Source organism: Duganella lactea, assembly GCF_009857505.1.
Taxonomy (GTDB): domain Bacteria; phylum Pseudomonadota; class Gammaproteobacteria; order Burkholderiales; family Burkholderiaceae_D; genus Rugamonas; species Rugamonas lactea.
In genome coordinates this window covers 1-16,677 of record NZ_WWCP01000027.1, presented here as the reverse complement: position 1 = coordinate 16,677, position 16,677 = coordinate 1, and the positions used below count along the sequence as shown (strand labels likewise).

Here is a 16,677-nt window from a genome sequence, read left to right as displayed (position 1 = left end):
GTAAAGAAGGCGTAAATTTTTACGCTTTGTTTACACCCCGCCAGCAAGTCTTTACAAAATCTTTAGACCGATCTGGCTAAGCTTGACTCCATCAAAACAAGACCTGTGAGGGTGTGATGGACTTAGTATTTATCGGCGCCATGGCGCTGTTCTACCTGCTGACGGTGGCGCTGGCCACCGGCTGCGACAAGCTGGGCCAAATGGGAGGCCAGCCATGAACACGTTCTATCTGATCGGCGCCATCGCCGCCGCCGGCCTGCTGGTCTACCTGGTGGTGGCGCTGGTGAAAGCGGAGGACCTGTGATGACCGCGCAATCCCTGATCCTGCTGATCGTCTTTCTGGCCGTGCTGCTGGTGCTGGCCTGGCCGCTGGGCAAGCTGCTGACCCGCGTCGGCGACGGCCGCGCCATCCCCGGCATGGGCTGGCTGGGCAAAATCGAACACCTGATTTACCGCGTGGCCGGCGTCAACCCGGCCGAAGGCCAGGGCTGGAAAGCCTACGCCACCTCGCTGCTGCTGTTCAGCGTGATCGGCGCGCTGGTCACCTACGGCCTGCAGCGGGTGCAAGTCTGGCTGCCGCTCAATCCCCAGGCGATGGCCAATATCAGCCCGGATTCCGCCTTCAACACCGCCGTCAGCTTCGTCGCCAACACCAACTGGCAGGGCTATAGCGGCGAGCAGGCGATGAGCTACCTGACCCAGATGCTGGCGCTGGCCGGCCAGAACTTCTTCTCGGCCGCCACCGGCATCGCCGTCGCCTATGCGCTGATTCGCGGCTTCGCGTCGCGCTCGGCCAAGTCGATCGGCAACTTCTGGGTCGACCTGACCCGCTCCACGCTGTACCTGCTGCTGCCGCTGTCGCTGATCCTGGCGGTGTTCCTGATGGCGCAGGGCGTGATTCAGAACTTCAAGCCGTATCAGGAAGTGCCGTTGCTCGATCCGGTCACCTACAGTCAGCCGAAGGTGGACGCCGCCGGCCAGCCGGTGCTGGACGCCAAGGGCCAGCCGGTCACCGAAACGCTGACCGCCACCACCCAGACCATCGCCATGGGCCCGGTCGCCTCGCAGGAAGCGATCAAGATGCTGGGCACCAACGGCGGCGGTTTCTTCAACGCCAATTCCGCGCATCCGTATGAGAACCCGAACGCGCTGACCAATTTCGTGCAGATGCTGGCGATCTTTCTGATCCCGACCGCGCTGTGCTTCGCCTTCGGCCATATGGTTGGCGACCAGCGTCAGGGCTGGGCGGTGCTGGCCGCGATGACGCTGCTGTTCGTGGTCTGCACCTGTGTGGTGATGGGCACCGAGCAGGCCGCGCATCCGGGCTTGCAGGCGCTCAACGTCGACCAGTCGGCCGGCTACATGGAGGGCAAGGAAACCCGCTTCGGCGTCAGCGCCTCATCGCTGTTCGTGGCGGTCACCACCGCCGCCTCGTGCGGCGCGGTCAACGCCATGCACGACTCGCTGACCCCGGTCGGCGGCCTGATCCCGATGCTGCTGATGCAGTTCGGCGAAGTGATCTTCGGCGGCGTCGGTTCCGGCCTGTACGGCATGCTGGTGTTCGCCATCATGGCGGTGTTCATCGCCGGCCTGATGATCGGCCGCACGCCGGAATACCTGGGCAAGAAAATCCAGTCGTATGAAATGAAGATGACCGCGATCACCATCCTGGTGACGCCGACGCTGGTGCTGGCCGGCACCGCCATCGCGGTGCTGTGCGAGGCCGGCAAGGCGGGCATCGCCAATCCGGGCGCGCACGGCTTCTCGGAAATCCTGTACGCCTTCAGCTCGGCCGCCAACAACAACGGCAGCGCGTTTGCCGGGCTATCGGCCAACACGCCGTTCTATAACACGATGCTGGCGATCGCCATGTGGTTCGGCCGCTTCGCCATGATCGTGCCGATTCTGGCGATCGCCGGTTCGCTGGCCGGCAAGCAGCGGCTGGAGGCCAACGCCGGCACCATGCCGACCCACGGCGGCATGTTCATCGCCCTGCTGTGCGGCGTGGTGGTGCTGGTCGGCGTGCTCAATTACGTGCCGGCGCTGGCGCTAGGCCCGGTCGTCGAACACCTGCAGCTGTTTGCCCAATAAGGATTCATCATGTCACAAGCCACCCCAAAAGAGATGACCCTCTTTACCAATGCGCCGGCCAAAAAGCTGCGCATGTTCGACGCCGCGCTGGCCGTGCCGGCCATCGTTGACGCCTTCCGCAAGCTGCACCCGCGCACCCAGTTGCGCAGCCCGGTGATGTTCGTGGTCTACGTCGGCAGCATCATCACCACCTTGCTGGCGGCGCAGGCGCTGGCCGGCCACGGCGAGGCGCCGGCCGGCTTCATCGTCGCCACCGCCGTCTGGCTGTGGTTCACCGTGTTGTTCGCCAACTTCGCCGAGGCGCTGGCCGAGGGCCGCAGCAAGGCGCAGGCGGCGTCGCTGCGCAGCCTGAAGCAAACCGTCACCGCCAAGAAGCTGGCCACGCCGAAGTACGGCACCACCTGGCTGCCGGCGCCGGCGCTGGACCTGCGCAAGGGCCATACCATCCTGGTCGAGGCGGGCGACGTGATCCCGATCGACGGCGAGGTGATCGAAGGCGTGGCCTCGGTCGACGAAAGCGCCATCACCGGCGAATCGGCGCCGGTGATCCGCGAGTCCGGCGGCGACTTTTCATCGGTCACCGGCGGCACCCGCGTGCTGTCGGACTGGCTGGTGGTGCGGGTCACCGCCAATCCGGGCGAGACCTTCCTCGACCGCATGATCTCGATGGTGGAGGGCGCCAAACGCCAGAAAACCCCGAACGAGATCGCGCTGACCATCCTGCTGGTGGCCTTGACCATCGTGTTCCTGGTGGTGACGGTGACGCTGCTGCCGTTTTCACTGTTCTCGGTCAGCGCCGCCGGCAGCGGCACGCCGGTCACCATCACCGTGCTGATCGCGCTGCTGGTGTGCCTGATTCCGACCACCATCGGCGGCCTGCTGTCGGCCATCGGCGTGGCCGGCATGAGCCGCATGATGCAGGCCAACGTCATCGCCACCTCGGGTCGCGCGGTGGAGGCGGCCGGCGACGTCGACGTGCTGCTGCTGGATAAAACCGGCACCATCACGCTGGGCAACCGCCAGGCCTCGGCCTTCGTGCCGGCGCCGGGCGTGACCGAACAGCAGCTGGCCGATGTCGCGCAACTGGCCTCGCTGGCCGACGACACGCCGGAAGGGCGCAGCATCGTGGTGCTGGCCAAGCAGAAGTTCAACATCCGCGAACGCGAGATGGCGACGCTGAACGCGGTGTTCGTGCCGTTCACGGCGCAGACGCGCATGAGCGGCATCGACCTGCCGGCCGATGGCGCCGCCGCCGGCGTGGTGCGGGCGATCCGCAAGGGCGCCGCCGACACCGTGCGCAAATACGTCGAGTCGCTGGGGCAGCCGTATCCGGCGGAAATCGCGCGCGGCGTCGATGACATCGCGCGCCGTGGCAGCACGCCGCTGGTGGTGGTCGATGGCGGCCGGGTGATGGGCGTGGTGGAGTTGAAGGACATCGTCAAGGGCGGCATCAAGGAGCGGTTCGCCGAGTTGCGCCGCATGGGCATCAAGACCGTGATGATCACCGGCGACAATCAGCTGACCGCCGCCGCCATCGCCGCCGAGGCGGGCGTGGACGACTTCCTGGCCGAGGCCACGCCGGAAGACAAGCTGAAACTGATCCGCCAGTACCAGGCCGAGGGCCGCCTGGTGGCGATGACCGGCGACGGCACCAACGACGCGCCGGCGCTGGCGCAGGCCGATGTCGCCGTGGCGATGAACTCCGGCACCCAGGCCGCCAAGGAGGCCGGCAACATGGTCGACCTGGATTCGAATCCGACCAAGCTGCTGGAGATCGTTGAAATCGGCAAGCAGATGCTGATGACCCGCGGTTCGCTGACCACGTTCTCGATCGCCAACGACATCGCCAAGTACTTCGCCATCATTCCGGCGGCGTTTGTCGGCACCTATCCGCAGTTGAAGGCGCTGGATGTCATGCGCCTGGCCAGCCCGTCGTCGGCCATCATGTCGGCGGTGATTTTCAACGCCTTGATCATTGTGGTGCTGATTCCGCTGGCGCTGAAGGGCGTGCAGTACCGGGCGATCGGCGCGGTGGCGCTGTTGCGCCGCAACCTGCTGCTGTACGGCGTGGGCGGCATCATTTTGCCGTTCATTGGTATCAAGGCCATCGATATGCTGCTGGCCGCGCTTAATCTCGTTTAACCCTGCACAGGAGTTTTTTATGGCATCGCAACTTCGCCCCGCCCTCACCATCTTCGCCGCGCTGACCTTGATCTGCGGCGTGCTCTATCCGCTCGCCGTCACCGGCATCGGCCGGGCGGCCTTCCCGGTGCAGGCCGGCGGCAGCCTGGTTGAACGCGACGGCAAGGCGATCGGCTCGTCGCTGATCGGCCAGGCCTTTACCTCGCCTATGTACTTCTGGGGCCGGCCATCGGCCACCACGCCGATGCCCAACAACGCCGCCGGTTCCGGCGGCGCCAACCAGGGGCCGACCAACCCGGCCTTCCTGGACGCCGTCAAAGGCCGCATCGCCGCGCTGAAAGCCGCCGATCCCGGCAACAGCGCCGCCATCCCGGTCGATCTGGTCACCGCCTCGGCCAGCGGCCTTGATCCGGAGATCAGCGTGGCCGCCGCGCGCTACCAGGCCGGCCGCGTGGCCGGCGCGCGACAGATCAGCCAGGAGCAGGTGCTGGCGCTGATCGCCCGCCACACCCAGCCGCAGTGGCTGGGTTTCTTCGGCGAGACGCGGGTCAACGTGCTGGCGCTGAATCTGGCGCTGGACCGCGCGCAGCCGCATGGCTAAGGGTACAATCCGCGCATGGCCTTGATTCCCCACGACTCTGCACGCCGGGAGCCCGTACGCCCCGACCCCGATGCGCTGCTGGCGCAGGTGCAGGCGCAGGCGCGCAAGGCCGCGCGCGGCAAGTTGCGCATCTATTTCGGCGCCTCGGCCGGCGTCGGCAAAACCTGCGCCATGCTGTCCGCCGCCCGCAAGCTGCAGGAGGGCGGGCAGCCGGTGCTGGTCGGCGTGGTGGAAACCCACGGCCGCGCCGACACCGCCGCGCTGCTGGCGGGGTTGCCGCAACTGCCGCCGCGCGTGGTCGCCCACCGCGGCAAGCAATTGGCCGAATTTGACCTGGATGGCGCGCTGGCGCTGCGACCGCCGCTGATTCTGATGGACGAGCTGGCGCACTCCAACGCGCCCGGCTCGCGCCACCCGAAGCGCTGGCAGGACGTCGAGGAACTGCTGGACGCCGGCATCGACGTGCTCACCACCGTCAATGTGCAGCATCTGGAAAGTCTGAACGACGTGGTGGGCGGCATCACCGGCATCCGCGTCGCCGAGACCGTGCCGGACACCGTGTTCGACCAGGCCGACGAGGTGGTGCTGGTCGACGTGCCTGCCGACGAGCTGCTGGCGCGCCTGCAAAGCGGCAAAGTCTATCAGGCGGCGCAGGCCGAGCGGGCGTCGAAAAACTTCTTCCGCAAAGGTAATCTGATCGCGCTGCGCGAGCTGGCGCTGCGGCGCACGGCCGACCGCATCGAGGACGATGTGCGCGCCTACCGTGTGGAGAAATCGATCGCCGACATCTGGAAGACCGGCGCCGCGCTGCTGGCCTGCGTCGGCCCGCGCGCCGACGGCGAGCACACCGTGCGCAGCACCGCGCGCTTGGCCAGTCAGCTGGGCACCGAGTGGCACGCGGTCTACATCGAAACGCCGGCGCTGCAACGGCTGCCGGCCGCGCAGCGCGAGCAGATTCTCAAGCACCTCAAGCTGGCGGAGGACCTGGGCGCGACCACCGCCGTGCTGCCCGGCGCCGATGTCGCGCTGGCCGCGCTGGATTATGCGCGCAGCCACAATCTGTCCAAGCTGGTGCTGGGGCGTCCGCGCCGCCGCGCGCCGTTGCCGTGGCGGACGCCGCACCGCAAGCGGCTGGCGCAGCTGGCGCCGGACCTGGACCTGATCGAAATCGGCGTGCCGCGCAACGCCGGCGGCGCGGCGGCGATCGACAAGCCGCCGGTGTCCGACCTTGACGAACGGGCCGCGCCCGAGCTGCTGCGCCGGCGCGCCACTGGCTACGCGATCGCCGCCGTCGCCAGCGTCGCCACCGCGCTGGCGGCTTTGCCGCTGCTGGCCTGGCTGGACCTGGCCAACCTGGCCATGCTGTTCCTGCTGGTGGTGGTGCTGGTGGCGGTGCGTTACGGGCGCGGACCGTCGGTGCTGGCCACCTGCGTCAGCGTGGCCAGTTTCGACTTCTTCTTTGTCGCCCCGCGCTTCACCTTTGCCGTCACCGACTTCCAATATCTGATCACCTTTGTCGTGATGCTGGCGGTGGGCCTGATCACCGGCCACCTGACGGCCGGCCTGCGTTTCCAGGCGCGGGTGGCGGCGCAGCGCGAGCGGCGCGCGCGGGCGCTGTACGAGTTCGCCCGCGAGCTGTCCGGCGCGTTGCAGACCGAACAAATTTTCGACAGCACGCAACGGGTGATCCAGACCGCCTTCCGCGCGCGCGCCACGCTGCTGCTGCCGGACGACGATGGCCGCCTGCTGCCGCCCGCCGCCGCCGCCGCCGGCCCTGGCGGGGCGGCGGCCCGGCCCGATCTCGGCATCGCCCAATGGGCGTTCGACCGCGCCGAGCCGGCTGGGTTGGGCACCGACACGCTGCCGGCCAGTCGCGGCTTCTATCTGCCGCTGGTGGCGCCGATGCGCACGCGCGGCGTGCTGGCCATCGAGCCCGAGCAGCGGCGCTGGCTGCTGATCCCCGAGCAGCGGCAGCAGCTCGACACCTTCGCCGCGCTGGCCGCCATCGCGCTCGAACGCGTGCATTACATCGACGTGGCGCAGAGCGCGCTGGTCAGCATGGAGTCCGAACGGCTGCGCAACTCGCTGCTGGCGGCCTTGTCGCACGACCTGCGCACGCCGTTGACCTCATTGGTGGGCCTGTCCGAATCACTGGCGGGCTCCAAGCCGGCGCTGAGCAGCACGCAGCGGGAGGTGGCGCGCGCGCTACACGACGAGGCGCTGCGCATGAGCACCATGGTGGCCAACCTGCTGGACATGGCGCGCATCCAGAGCGGCGACGTGCATTTCAATTTGCAATGGCAGCCGTTGGAGGAAGTGGTCGGCAGCGCGCTGCGCGCCAGCGCCGCCGCGCTGAAGCAACACCGGCTCACTACCCGGCTGCCGCCGGATCTGCCGCTGCTGCGTTACGACGCCGTGCTGATCGAGCGGGTGCTGGCCAATCTGCTGGAAAACGCCGCCAAATACACGCCGCCGGGCGCGCACATCGAGATCAGCGCCGCGCTGCACGGCGCCTGGATCAACGTCACGGTGGCCGACGACGGCCCCGGCCTGCCGCCGGGACGCGAGGAAGCGCTGTTTGAAAAGTTTACCCGTGGTGAGCGCGAATCGGCCAAGCCGGGCGTTGGCCTCGGGCTGGCGATCTGCCGCGCCATCGTTGAAGCGCACGGCGGCAAGATCGGCGCCGCCGGCAGCCCGCTGGGCGGCGCCGCCTTCACCTTTACCCTGCCGTTAGGCACGCCACCGGCCATGCCGGACGAGGAAGCCCATGAATGACACCGCGCCGACCGCGCTGCTGGTCGAAGACGAACCGCAAATTCGCCGCTTCGTGCGCGCCGCGCTGGAAGAGGAGGGCTGGCAGGTGCACGAAGCGCCCGGTCTGCAACGCGGCCTGATCGACGCCGGCACGCGCAAGCCGGACCTGATCGTGCTCGACCTCGGGCTGCCGGATGGCGACGGCATCGACTTCGTCATCGACCTGCGAAAATGGTCGACGGTGCCGGTGATCGTGCTGTCGGCGCGGGTCAGCGAGGACGACAAGATCCGCGCGCTGGACGCCGGCGCCGATGATTATCTGACCAAGCCATTCGGCGTGGGCGAGTTGCTGGCGCGGGTGCGCGCGACCTTGCGGCGGCAGCGCCAGCCGGCCGCTGATACGAGCGGGTTGGTGCGGTTTGGCGAGGTGGAGGTGGATTTGCAAAACCGCCGCGTGACGCGTGGCGGTGCGCATGTGCATCTGACGCCGACCGAATACCGGTTGCTGGCGGTGCTGGTGACCAATGCCGGGCGGGTGATGACCAATCCGCAGCTGCTGCGCGCGGTGTGGGGGCCGTCGCAATCGGAGAACGGCCACTATCTGCGCATTTACATGGGCCATCTGCGGCATAAGCTGGAGGCCGATCCGACGCAGCCGCGCTATCTGCTGACCGAGACGGCGGTGGGCTACCGGCTGCAACTGCCATAGGCCGGGTCGCCACGCGCGCCGCTTAGCCGCGGATCATCAGATCGTAGTCGCTGCTGGTGCTATGGTACTGGAAGCTGCGCCGGCGCAGCATCTGCATCATTTGCGAATTGGTCTTGCAGCCGACCACCAGACGGCGCTGCTGGTAGCGGGTGCAGAAGAAGTCCACCAGCGCGCGGCCGACACCGCGACCGCGGCAGGCCGGATCCACCGCCAGCGCGTGCATCTCGCGTTCCGGTCCGTGGTCGCCGTTGAGCCCCAGCACCATCATGTAGCCGCTGATCTGGCCCTCCAGTTCGGCCACCCAGAACTCGATCGGCACCATCGACTGGCCGCCGCCCCACAGATCGCGCAACGCGACGCCGTTGGCGATGCCCTGGCTGAAATGCATGGACAACTGCGCCTGGCGCTCAGCCTCGGCCACATTGCTGTTAAAGGCGCCGTTGTCGTTGCTGCCGACGGTCAGGCGCACGATGGCCGGCACGTCGGCCTGCACGGCGCGGCGGATGGCGGTGTCCAGATGGCGGGCGTGGCGTGCCTGGCGCGCCTTGCGCTGGAAGCTGGCGGCGTGGCGCGCCAACCGGTTCATCGTCTGCCGCACCTTGTGCGCCAGCAGCGCGATCAGGCTGTAGAAGGCCGCGCTCTGCAGCAAGTCGTACAGCAGCAACAGCCATGTCTCATGGTGCAGATTGTGGTAATCGTAGACGCGCGCCAGCGTGGCGATGACGACAAACGTCACCACCAGCGGCAGGCGCAGGCGCCACGCCGCCAGTGCCACCGGCAGGCTGTAGAAAGGGGCGAACGAAATCGTCGCATTGGTGCTGGCGTCAACGATAAAAATCAGCGCGTGCGCCAGCAGCAGCCAAGCGGCCACCTGACGCTCGCTGGCGCCGCGCAGGCGCCGGGAAAAATGGCGGAACATAGCGTTAGATTAAGTCCGCCACCGCGCACGATCAACCGTTGATTTGTATTGAATTGTTTCAGTAATGGAATAAAATCAAGTCTTTTGGCCGCTTGGCAATCGATGTTGTTTCTTTGCTAGTGTGCTTATTTGCTGAGGGTGCGCATGGCGCGCTCCAGGCCGTCCATGGTCAGCGGGAACATGCGCTGGTTCATCAGCTGACGGATGATCGACACCGATTGCCGGTACTGCCACAGGCCTTCCGGCTCCGGGTTGAGCCAGGCGAACTTGGGGAAGGCGCTGGTGAAGCGCGCCAGCCAGGCGCTGCCCGCCTCCGGGTTGTTGTACTCGACCGAGCCGCCCGGCGCCAGGATCTCGTAGGGGCTCATGGTGGCGTCGCCGACGAAGATCAGTTTGGTGTCGGGCGGGTATTTGCGCAGGATGTCCCAGGTTGGAAAGCGCTCGGCGTGGCGGCGGCGGTTGTTTTTCCACAGATAGTCGTAGACGCAGTTGTGGAAGTAATAGAACTCCATGTTCTTGAACTCGCTGCGGGCGGCCGAGAACAGTTCCTCGGTGCGCTCGATGTGGTCGTCCATGGTGCCGCCGACGTCGAACAGCATCAAGACCTTGATGTTGTTTTTTCGTTCAGGCTGCATCTTGATGTCGAGGTAGCCGGCGTTGCTGGCGGTGGCGCGGATGGTGGCGTCCAGCGCCAGTTCCTCGGCCGCGCCCAGACGGGCGAACTTGCGCAGCCGGCGCAGCGCCACCTTGATGTTGCGGGTGCCGATCTCGCGCTCGCCGTCGTAGTCCTTGTAGCGGCGCGCCTCCCACACTTTGACCGCCGTGCGGTTGCCGCCCTGGCCGCCGATGCGGATGCCTTCCGGGTTGGTGCCGCCGTGGCCGAACGGCGAGGTGCCGCCGGTGCCGATCCATTTGCCGCCGCCTTCGTGGCGTTCTTTCTGTTCCTTCAGCAGTTCGCGCAGACGGTCCATCAACTGGTCGTAGCCGAATTTCTCCAGCGCGGCGATCTGCTCCGGCGTCAGCTCGCGCTTCATGCGTTGCACCAGCCAGTCGAGCGGCACGCTGCCTTGCTCGTCGAACGCCGCCGCGATGCCTTTGAAGTATTGGCCGAAGGCGCGGTCGAACTTGTCGAAGTGGGCTTCGTCCTTGACCAGTGTCAGTCGCGCCAGGTAGTAGAACTCGTCGAGCGAATGCGGAATCACCTGCTTTTGCATGGCCTCCAGCAGCGTCAGGAACTCCTTGATCGACACCGGTATTTTGGCGTCCTTCAGCGTGAAGAAGAAATCGATCAGCATCTCAGCGCACTCCGTGCCGCGCCAGCTTGTGGCGCAGGTGGGCGCGGATCTCCGGCCACTCGCCGGCCGTGATGCTGTACATGACGGTGTCGCGCACGGTGCCGTCGCGGCGCGGCTGGTGATGGCGCAGCACGCCGTCCTTTTTGGCGCCGAGGCGTTCGATGGCGGCCTGCGAGGCGTGGTTGAAATTGTCGGTGCGCAGCCCGACCAGCCGCGCGCCCAGCGTCTCGAAGGCGTGCGTCATCAGCAGCAGCTTGCAGGTGGTGTTGACGTGGGTGCGCTGCCAGCGTTTGGCGTAAAAGGTGTAGCCGATCTCCAGCCGGTCGATGGCCGGCACGATGTCGTGGTAGCTGGTGGTGCCGATCAGCATGCCGGTGCCGAGGTCGATCACCGCGAATGCCAGCCGGGTGGGGCGCTGCTCGATGGCCTTGTAGATGTAGGCGTCGACATCTTGCGGCTCCGGCACCGAGGTCACGCGCAGTTGCCACAGCTGGCCGTCCTCGGCGGCGGCGCGCAGGCCGTCGGCGTGGTGGGCGCCGAGCGGCTCCAGGCGCACCCCGTGCAGTTCCAGCGTGACGGGCAGGAGGGTGTTCATCGGTTGCTCCGCACCATCTGGATCAGGCGCTCGAACAGGTGGATGTCCTGCTCGTTCTTCAGCAGCGCGCCGTGCAGCGGCGGCACGATGGCCTTCTGGTCCTGGCTGCGCAGCGCCTCGGGCGGGATGTCCTCCGCCATCAGCAGTTTCAGCCAGTCGAGGAACTCGGAGGTGGACGGCTTCTTCTTCAGGCCCTGCACGTCGCGCAATTCGTAGAAGGTCTGCAGCGCCTGCGCCAGCAGCTCCCGCTTCAGGTGCGGATAGTGGACCTGGACGATCTGCGCCATCGTGTCGCGGTCGGGGAACTGGATGTAGTGGAAGAAGCAGCGGCGCAGGAAGGCGTCGGGCAGCTCCTTCTCGTTGTTAGAGGTGATGATCACCAGCGGACGGTGCGTGGCGCGCACCATCTCGCGCGTTTCATAGACATAGAATTCCATGCGGTCGAGCTCGCGCAGCAGGTCGTTGGGGAATTCGATGTCGGCCTTGTCGATTTCATCGATCAGCAGCACCACCGGCGCCGGCGCGGTGAAGGCCTGCCACAGCACGCCCTTGACGATGTAGTGGTGGATGTCGCGCACGCGCTCGTCGCCCAGTTGCGAGTCGCGCAGGCGCGAGACAGCGTCGTACTCGTACAGGCCCTGCTGCGCCTTGGTGGTCGACTTGACGTGCCACTGCAGCAGCGGCATGTCGAGCGCGGCGGCGACTTCCTCGGCCAGCATGGTCTTGCCGGTGCCGGGTTCGCCTTTGATCAGCAGCGGGCGTTGCAGGGTGAGGGCGGCGTTGACGGCCAGTTTCAGGTCGGCGGTGGCGACGTACTGGTCGGAACCTTCGAAGCGTGCTTGCATGGGGTTGTCCGGGGAAGAAAAAGAACAAACAGTATAGAAGGAAACGCCGACGCGGGGGATTGGCGGCGCGCGTGGTTGGCGTTGTTTATAAAAAATACTTAGGTTAGAATCCTTGAACAAGTAGCTCAAAAGTCAATATCATTGACACGTGGTAGTAGTATCCGAGATCGCAGTATCCGATTACTTACTTAGAGACACCATGAAAAAACTCCCCGCACTCCTTGTGCTCGCAGGCCTGGCCCACGTCGCCGTCGCTGCGGAAGTTGTGGGCAACGCCCAGAACGCCAAAGCCAAGATCGAAATGTGTATCGGTTGCCACGGCATTCCCGGCTACAAAGCCACGTTCCCCGAAGTGTTTCAGGTGCCGATGATCGGCGGCCAGTCGGCCAAGTACATCGAGAGCGCGTTGCAGGCCTACAAAAAAGGCGAGCGCAAGCATCCATCGATGAAGGGGATCGCCAGCAGTTTGTCGGACCAGGATATCGCCGATGTGGCGGCGTTCTATGCGCAGCAGACCCCGGCAGGAGGTGCGAAATGAAGATGCAACACTGGATCGCCGCGGCCGCGTGCCTGCTGGCCGCCACCGGCGCGCAAGCGGCCGGCAACGTCGCCAACGGCAAGGCGCTGACCGAAAAATACGCCTGCTTCAGCTGCCACGGCAAGGACTTCAACACGCCGATCGACCCCAGCTATCCGAAGCTGGCGGGCCAGCACAAGGATTATCTGGCGCACGCGCTGAAGACCTACAAGCGCGGCGACGCGCCGTATGGCCGCAGCAACGCCATCATGACTGGCCAGGTCAAGCCGCTGAGCGATCAGGATATTCAGGACTTGGCCGCTTACCTGCACAGCCTGCCGGGCACGCTGGCCACGCACCGCTAGCCCGGTCGTTCCGGACGGTGCTTACAGCCGCCGTTTGATGGCCTCGATATAGGCGACGCCATCCGGCGGCGTGCCGTTGCGCTGGGCATTCCAGATCATCTCGCCCAGGCATTCCATGATCTCGTGCTGCGCCGCGTGGGCGTCGTCCAGCTTCAGCGTCAGCTCGGTCGCCAGCGCGCGGATGCCGGGCGGCTGATCAATCGAAATCTGCTCGTCGATCGACAGGTGCATCGACAAATGCAAAAACGGATTGGCCTGCGCGCCGTCGACCTGGTAGTCGCGCGTCAGCGCCGTCTCCACATCGCCCAGCACAGCGTGGTATTCGGGATGGTGGCCGATCCAGTCGGCCGCCATGGCTTCGATCGGCGTCAGCGGCGCGCGCGCCTGTTGCTTGCGGTAGGCCTCGCAGAAGAAGCGGCGTACATCGTCGGAAGAGGGATTAAACATAGGCCGCCATTGTACGGAAAAAAAGCGGGACCGTCAGACGGTCCCGCTGTTTGCGTCATGCGCCGCTTTTGTGCGCCTCCGCCGGCTCGGCGCACGCGCAGTCGTCCGTGGTCGGCGGCAGCGGCTTGGGCGCCGGCGTGGCGCCATTGCGTGGCGCATGCGGCTGGCGCAGGTAGCGCGAGCCGTGCTGCCGGCGGTCGTGGCCGTTGGCCGGCCAGGTCAGGAAGCGCGACAACTCCTGCAGCGCGCGCTGGTAGACATCGCGCTTGAATTCAATCACCACGTCCAGCGGCACCCAGTAGTCGTGCCAGCGCCAGGCGTCGAATTCCGGATGGTCGGTCAGGCGCAGATTGACATCGTTGTCGCGCGCGCACATGCGCAACAGGAACCAGATCTGCTTCTGGCCACGGTAATGGCCGCGGATTTCCCGCTTGATGAAATGGTCCGGCACCTCATAGCGCAGCCAGTCGCGGGTGCGACCGACGATCTTGACGTGCTCGGCCCGCAGACCGATTTCCTCTTCCAGCTCGCGATACATCGCCTGCTCCGGCGTCTCCCCATATTTGATGCCGCCTTGCGGAAATTGCCATGAGTGCTCGCGCACCCGCTTGCCCCACCACACCTCGTTCTGGGCGTTCAGCAGGATGATGCCGACGTTGGGCCGAAACCCTTCACGATCGAGCATATTGCACCTCAAACTTTCTGCGGCTTAGCTCCCTGTCTTATCTTTTTGCCCACAAAGCGGCGCGCCGGAGCGGTTTTCGGGGTACGAAAACAGCCGGAGGGCCCTGATTTGAACGCATTTGTATAAAGTATGGGTGCATCAGCCAGCTAATCCTTTAAAATTAGGTTGATTATAACTCTCTCTTTTTAAAAAGAATTCACCGTATGCGCGCGTCACGTTTTTTTATTTCCACGCTTAAAGAAGCTCCTTCCGATGCCGAGATCGTCAGCCATCAGTTAATGATGCGCGCCGGCATGATCAAACGCCTGGGTTCGGGCATTTACACCTACATGCCGATGGGTCTGAAGATCATCCGCAAAGTCGAAGCCATCGTGCGCGAAGAGATGAATCAATCGGGTGCCGTCGAACTGCTGATGCCGCTGATTCAGCCGGCCGAACTGTGGCAGGAGACCGGCCGCTGGGACAAGATGGGTGCCGAACTGCTGCGCATCAAGGACCGCCACGGCCGTGAATTCGCCTTCCAGCCGACCGCCGAGGAAGTGATCACCGATGTGGTGCGTTCGGAAATCAAATCCTACCGCCAGCTGCCGTTGAATTTTTACCACATTCAAACCAAGTTCCGCGACGAGCGCCGCCCGCGCTTCGGCCTGATGCGCGGTCGCGAGTTCACCATGAAGGATGCGTACTCGTTCGACCGCGACCTGGCCGGCATGCAAGCGTCTTACAAGGTCATGTATGACGCCTATGTGCGTATTTTCAACCGTTTCGGACTGAAGTTCCGTGCGGTAGCAGCCGATAACGGCGCCATCGGTGGCACCGGCTCGCACGAATTCCACGTCATCGCCAGCACCGGCGAAGACGCGCTGGTGTATTGCCCGAGCTCGGACTACGCCGCCAACATGGAAGCGGCCGAGGCGCTGCCGGTCAACGCCACGCGTCCCGCCGCGGCGCAAGCGCTGACCAAGGTGGCAACGCCGAACGCCACCAAGTGCGAACTGGTGGCCGAGCAGCTGAAGCTGCCGCTGGCGCAGACCGTCAAGACGCTGGCGCTGACCGTCGAGCACGAGCGGGACGGCAAACTGACGAAACAGTATTTCATGTTGCTGTTGCGTGGCGACCACGAACTGAACGAGGTCAAGCTCGGCAAAGTGCCGGGCCTGGCGGCGCACCGCTTCTCGACCGAGGAAGAAATCCTGGCAGTCTACGGCACCGTGCCGGGCTACCTGGGCCCGATCGGCACCAAGGCCCCGGTCACCGTGGTGGCCGACCGCAGCGTCGCCAACATGGCCGACTTCATCTGCGGCGCCAACGACGCCGGCTACCATTACACCGGCGCCAATTGGGGCCGTGACACCGCCGAGCCGAGCCTCGTGGCCGACCTGCGCAACGTGGTCGAGGGCGACGCCTCGCCGGACGGCAAAGGCGTGCTGGCGATCGAGCGCGGCATCGAGGTGGGCCATGTGTTCCAGTTGGGCACGGCGTATTCGGAAGCGATGAAAGCCACTTTCCTGGACGAAAACGGCAAGCCGGCGCCACTGCAGATGGGCTGCTATGGTATCGGCGTTACCCGTATCCTGGGCGCCGCCATCGAGCAGAACTTCGACGACAAGGGCATCATCTGGCCGGCCGCGCTGGCGCCGTTCGCGCTGGTGCTGTGCCCGATGGGCATGGACCGCAGCGAGGCGGTCAAGGCGGCGACCGAGCAGCTGTATGCCGAGGCGCTGGCGGCCGGGATCGACGTCATTCTGGACGACCGCGGTCACCGTCCGGGCCAGATGTTCGCCGACTGGGAACTGATCGGCGTGCCGCACCGCGTGGTGATCGGCGATCGTGGTTTGAAGGAAGGCAATCTGGAATACCAGGGCCGTCGCGACAGCGAAGCCACGGCGGTGCCGGTGGCCGAGGCGCTGGCCTTCATCAAAGGCAAACTGGCACAGTGATGTCGCTCCGGCGGTTGGTGGTGGTGGCGCTGCTAGGCGTCACCTTGCCGGCGCTGGCCGGCAACCAGAAGGAAGAAGCGTTGGCCGACTCGGTGCGGCTGGCGCTGTCGAACGCCATCAAGGACGCGACGCCGCCAACGCCGAGTTTCCGCAATCCGTCCGACCAGGCGCGCTATCAAAACTGGCTGGAGAGCATGTCCTACCGGCTCAAGCGCAAGCTGGCGGACGACCAGACCCGCCACGAATTCCTCGCCACCGTCTGGTACGAAGCGCGCCGCGCCGGACTCGATCCGGGGCTGGTACTGGGCTTGATTCAGGTAGAGTCCGCCTACCGCAAATACGCGGTATCGATCGCCGGCGCGCGCGGCTACATGCAGGTGATGCCGTTCTGGACCAATGTGATCGGCGACCGTGACCGGCGCGCCCTGTTTGATCTGCAGACCAATCTGCGCTATGGCTGCTCGATCCTGCGCATGTACCTCGACATGGAGGCCGGCAATCTGTTCCTGGCGCTGGGCCGCTACAACGGCAGCCGCGGCAAGCCGGACTACCCGAACGCGGTATTAAAGGCGTGGAATAACTGGAAGTAAATACGGTGTCAGGTCTGACAATCGCACACGGGCTCAACTGCGTAGCAGTTGAGCCCGTGTGCGATTGTCAGACCTCGTATATTGAATCTACCGCGCCATCGCCGGATAATGTGGAGGTGGCAACGGTCAGGCAGGGTGACGCCGACCAGACTTTGGGTAGTTGAACCCGTGTGTCAGATAGG

The 16,677-nt window shown here is 65.4% G+C and carries 17 protein-coding genes; 11 read left to right on the top strand and 6 right to left on the bottom strand.

What is annotated here, in order from left to right:
• Nucleotides 1-116: 116 nt before the first annotated feature.
• The 7 genes from GTP44_RS28260 to kdpE are packed head-to-tail and all read left to right on the top strand — an operon-like array spanning nt 117 to nt 8,297.
• The gene (locus GTP44_RS28260; protein ID WP_371867273.1) at nt 117-218 is read left to right on the top strand and encodes a potassium ABC transporter ATPase; all 102 of its coding nucleotides are present in this window, start codon (nt 117-119) and stop codon (nt 216-218) included.
• Nucleotides 215-304, top strand: a complete 90-nt coding sequence (locus GTP44_RS19150) for a potassium-transporting ATPase subunit F (RefSeq protein ID WP_160989313.1) — start codon at nt 215-217, stop codon at nt 302-304. Before GTP44_RS28260 ends, GTP44_RS19150 begins: the two co-directional genes overlap by 4 nt.
• The gene (gene kdpA / locus GTP44_RS19145) at nt 304-2,091 is read left to right on the top strand and encodes a potassium-transporting ATPase subunit KdpA (protein WP_161020675.1); all 1,788 of its coding nucleotides are present in this window, start codon (nt 304-306) and stop codon (nt 2,089-2,091) included. The genes GTP44_RS19150 and kdpA overlap by 1 nt, the downstream gene beginning before the upstream one ends.
• A 9-nt stretch (nt 2,092-2,100) precedes the next feature.
• Nucleotides 2,101-4,233 (top strand): potassium-transporting ATPase subunit KdpB, encoded by a 2,133-nt coding sequence (kdpB, locus tag GTP44_RS19140; RefSeq protein WP_308494378.1) that lies wholly within the window; start codon nt 2,101-2,103, stop codon nt 4,231-4,233.
• Nucleotides 4,234-4,252: 19 nt separating this feature from the next.
• Entirely contained in the window at nt 4,253-4,834 is a 582-nt protein-coding gene (kdpC, locus tag GTP44_RS19135; protein ID WP_161020674.1) for a potassium-transporting ATPase subunit KdpC, read from the top strand.
• A 15-nt stretch (nt 4,835-4,849) separates the two neighbouring features.
• Entirely contained in the window at nt 4,850-7,609 is a 2,760-nt protein-coding gene (kdpD, locus tag GTP44_RS19130; RefSeq protein ID WP_161020673.1) for a two-component system sensor histidine kinase KdpD, read from the top strand.
• The gene (kdpE, locus tag GTP44_RS19125) at nt 7,602-8,297 is read left to right on the top strand and encodes a two-component system response regulator KdpE (RefSeq protein ID WP_160989317.1); all 696 of its coding nucleotides are present in this window, start codon (nt 7,602-7,604) and stop codon (nt 8,295-8,297) included. The genes kdpD and kdpE overlap by 8 nt, the downstream gene beginning before the upstream one ends.
• A 22-nt stretch (nt 8,298-8,319) precedes the next feature.
• Here the strand turns inward: kdpE and GTP44_RS27240 are convergent, their stop codons facing one another.
• The 4 genes from GTP44_RS27240 to GTP44_RS19105 all read right to left on the bottom strand — a co-directional run bounded on the left by GTP44_RS27240 (nt 8,320) and on the right by GTP44_RS19105 (nt 11,951).
• Complete coding sequence (locus GTP44_RS27240) at nt 8,320-9,216, bottom strand: GNAT family N-acetyltransferase (RefSeq protein WP_202424149.1); 897 nt, start codon at nt 9,214-9,216, stop codon at nt 8,320-8,322.
• 125 nt (nt 9,217-9,341) lie between these two features.
• The gene (locus GTP44_RS19115) at nt 9,342-10,511 is read right to left on the bottom strand and encodes a vWA domain-containing protein (protein ID WP_161020672.1); all 1,170 of its coding nucleotides are present in this window, start codon (nt 10,509-10,511) and stop codon (nt 9,342-9,344) included.
• Between the two features lies 1 nt (nt 10,512).
• Nucleotides 10,513-11,106 carry a GNAT family N-acetyltransferase gene (locus GTP44_RS19110; protein WP_161020671.1) on the bottom strand — a complete coding sequence of 198 codons (594 nt, stop codon included), beginning with the start codon at nt 11,104-11,106 and terminating at the stop codon, nt 10,513-10,515.
• The gene (locus tag GTP44_RS19105) at nt 11,103-11,951 is read right to left on the bottom strand and encodes an AAA family ATPase (protein WP_161020670.1); all 849 of its coding nucleotides are present in this window, start codon (nt 11,949-11,951) and stop codon (nt 11,103-11,105) included. The genes GTP44_RS19110 and GTP44_RS19105 overlap by 4 nt, the downstream gene beginning before the upstream one ends.
• Nucleotides 11,952-12,150: 199 nt before the next feature.
• Here GTP44_RS19105 and GTP44_RS19100 point away from each other — a divergent pair, with 199 nt between their 5' ends.
• Complete coding sequence (locus GTP44_RS19100; protein WP_160989321.1) at nt 12,151-12,489, top strand: c-type cytochrome; 339 nt, start codon at nt 12,151-12,153, stop codon at nt 12,487-12,489.
• Between the two features lie 2 nt (nt 12,490-12,491).
• Nucleotides 12,492-12,833 carry a c-type cytochrome gene (locus GTP44_RS19095; protein WP_160989352.1) on the top strand — a complete coding sequence of 114 codons (342 nt, stop codon included), beginning with the start codon at nt 12,492-12,494 and terminating at the stop codon, nt 12,831-12,833.
• A 21-nt stretch (nt 12,834-12,854) separates the two neighbouring features.
• On the opposite strand, the gene GTP44_RS19090 is transcribed toward GTP44_RS19095, so the two are convergent.
• Both GTP44_RS19090 and GTP44_RS19085 read right to left on the bottom strand, forming a co-directional pair.
• A complete protein-coding gene (locus GTP44_RS19090) occupies nt 12,855-13,280 on the bottom strand; it encodes a DUF1841 family protein (RefSeq protein ID WP_160989322.1) in 426 nt (141 codons plus the stop codon).
• A 55-nt stretch (nt 13,281-13,335) separates the two neighbouring features.
• Entirely contained in the window at nt 13,336-13,965 is a 630-nt protein-coding gene (locus GTP44_RS19085) for an RNA pyrophosphohydrolase (RefSeq protein ID WP_229256984.1), read from the bottom strand.
• Between the two features lie 203 nt (nt 13,966-14,168).
• Here GTP44_RS19085 and GTP44_RS19080 point away from each other — a divergent pair, with 203 nt between their 5' ends.
• The gene (locus GTP44_RS19080; protein ID WP_161020669.1) at nt 14,169-15,905 is read left to right on the top strand and encodes a proline--tRNA ligase; all 1,737 of its coding nucleotides are present in this window, start codon (nt 14,169-14,171) and stop codon (nt 15,903-15,905) included.
• Nucleotides 15,905-16,495, top strand: a complete 591-nt coding sequence (locus GTP44_RS19075; RefSeq protein ID WP_160989324.1) for a lytic transglycosylase domain-containing protein — start codon at nt 15,905-15,907, stop codon at nt 16,493-16,495. The genes GTP44_RS19080 and GTP44_RS19075 overlap by 1 nt, the downstream gene beginning before the upstream one ends.
• The last annotated feature ends 182 nt before the right edge of the window (nt 16,496-16,677 follow it).

What these genes read in the sequence shown, in the direction of transcription:
- GTP44_RS28260 (WP_371867273.1), top strand. Translation starts at nt 117, where the DNA reads ATGGACTTAGTATTTATCGGCGCCATGGCGCTGTTCTACCTGCTGACG.
- GTP44_RS19150 (WP_160989313.1), top strand. Translation starts at nt 215, where the DNA reads ATGAACACGTTCTATCTGATCGGCGCCATCGCCGCCGCCGGCCTGCTG.
- kdpA (WP_161020675.1), top strand. Translation starts at nt 304, where the DNA reads ATGACCGCGCAATCCCTGATCCTGCTGATCGTCTTTCTGGCCGTGCTG.
- kdpB (WP_308494378.1), top strand. Translation starts at nt 2,101, where the DNA reads ATGTCACAAGCCACCCCAAAAGAGATGACCCTCTTTACCAATGCGCCG.
- kdpC (WP_161020674.1), top strand. Translation starts at nt 4,253, where the DNA reads ATGGCATCGCAACTTCGCCCCGCCCTCACCATCTTCGCCGCGCTGACC.
- kdpD (WP_161020673.1), top strand. Translation starts at nt 4,850, where the DNA reads ATGGCCTTGATTCCCCACGACTCTGCACGCCGGGAGCCCGTACGCCCC.
- kdpE (WP_160989317.1), top strand. Translation starts at nt 7,602, where the DNA reads ATGAATGACACCGCGCCGACCGCGCTGCTGGTCGAAGACGAACCGCAA.
- GTP44_RS27240 (WP_202424149.1), bottom strand. Translation starts at nt 9,216, where the DNA reads ATGTTCCGCCATTTTTCCCGGCGCCTGCGCGGCGCCAGCGAGCGTCAG.
- GTP44_RS19115 (WP_161020672.1), bottom strand. Translation starts at nt 10,511, where the DNA reads ATGCTGATCGATTTCTTCTTCACGCTGAAGGACGCCAAAATACCGGTG.
- GTP44_RS19110 (WP_161020671.1), bottom strand. Translation starts at nt 11,106, where the DNA reads ATGAACACCCTCCTGCCCGTCACGCTGGAACTGCACGGGGTGCGCCTG.
- GTP44_RS19105 (WP_161020670.1), bottom strand. Translation starts at nt 11,951, where the DNA reads ATGCAAGCACGCTTCGAAGGTTCCGACCAGTACGTCGCCACCGCCGAC.
- GTP44_RS19100 (WP_160989321.1), top strand. Translation starts at nt 12,151, where the DNA reads ATGAAAAAACTCCCCGCACTCCTTGTGCTCGCAGGCCTGGCCCACGTC.
- GTP44_RS19095 (WP_160989352.1), top strand. Translation starts at nt 12,492, where the DNA reads ATGCAACACTGGATCGCCGCGGCCGCGTGCCTGCTGGCCGCCACCGGC.
- GTP44_RS19090 (WP_160989322.1), bottom strand. Translation starts at nt 13,280, where the DNA reads ATGTTTAATCCCTCTTCCGACGATGTACGCCGCTTCTTCTGCGAGGCC.
- GTP44_RS19085 (WP_229256984.1), bottom strand. Translation starts at nt 13,965, where the DNA reads ATGCTCGATCGTGAAGGGTTTCGGCCCAACGTCGGCATCATCCTGCTG.
- GTP44_RS19080 (WP_161020669.1), top strand. Translation starts at nt 14,169, where the DNA reads ATGCGCGCGTCACGTTTTTTTATTTCCACGCTTAAAGAAGCTCCTTCC.
- GTP44_RS19075 (WP_160989324.1), top strand. Translation starts at nt 15,905, where the DNA reads ATGTCGCTCCGGCGGTTGGTGGTGGTGGCGCTGCTAGGCGTCACCTTG.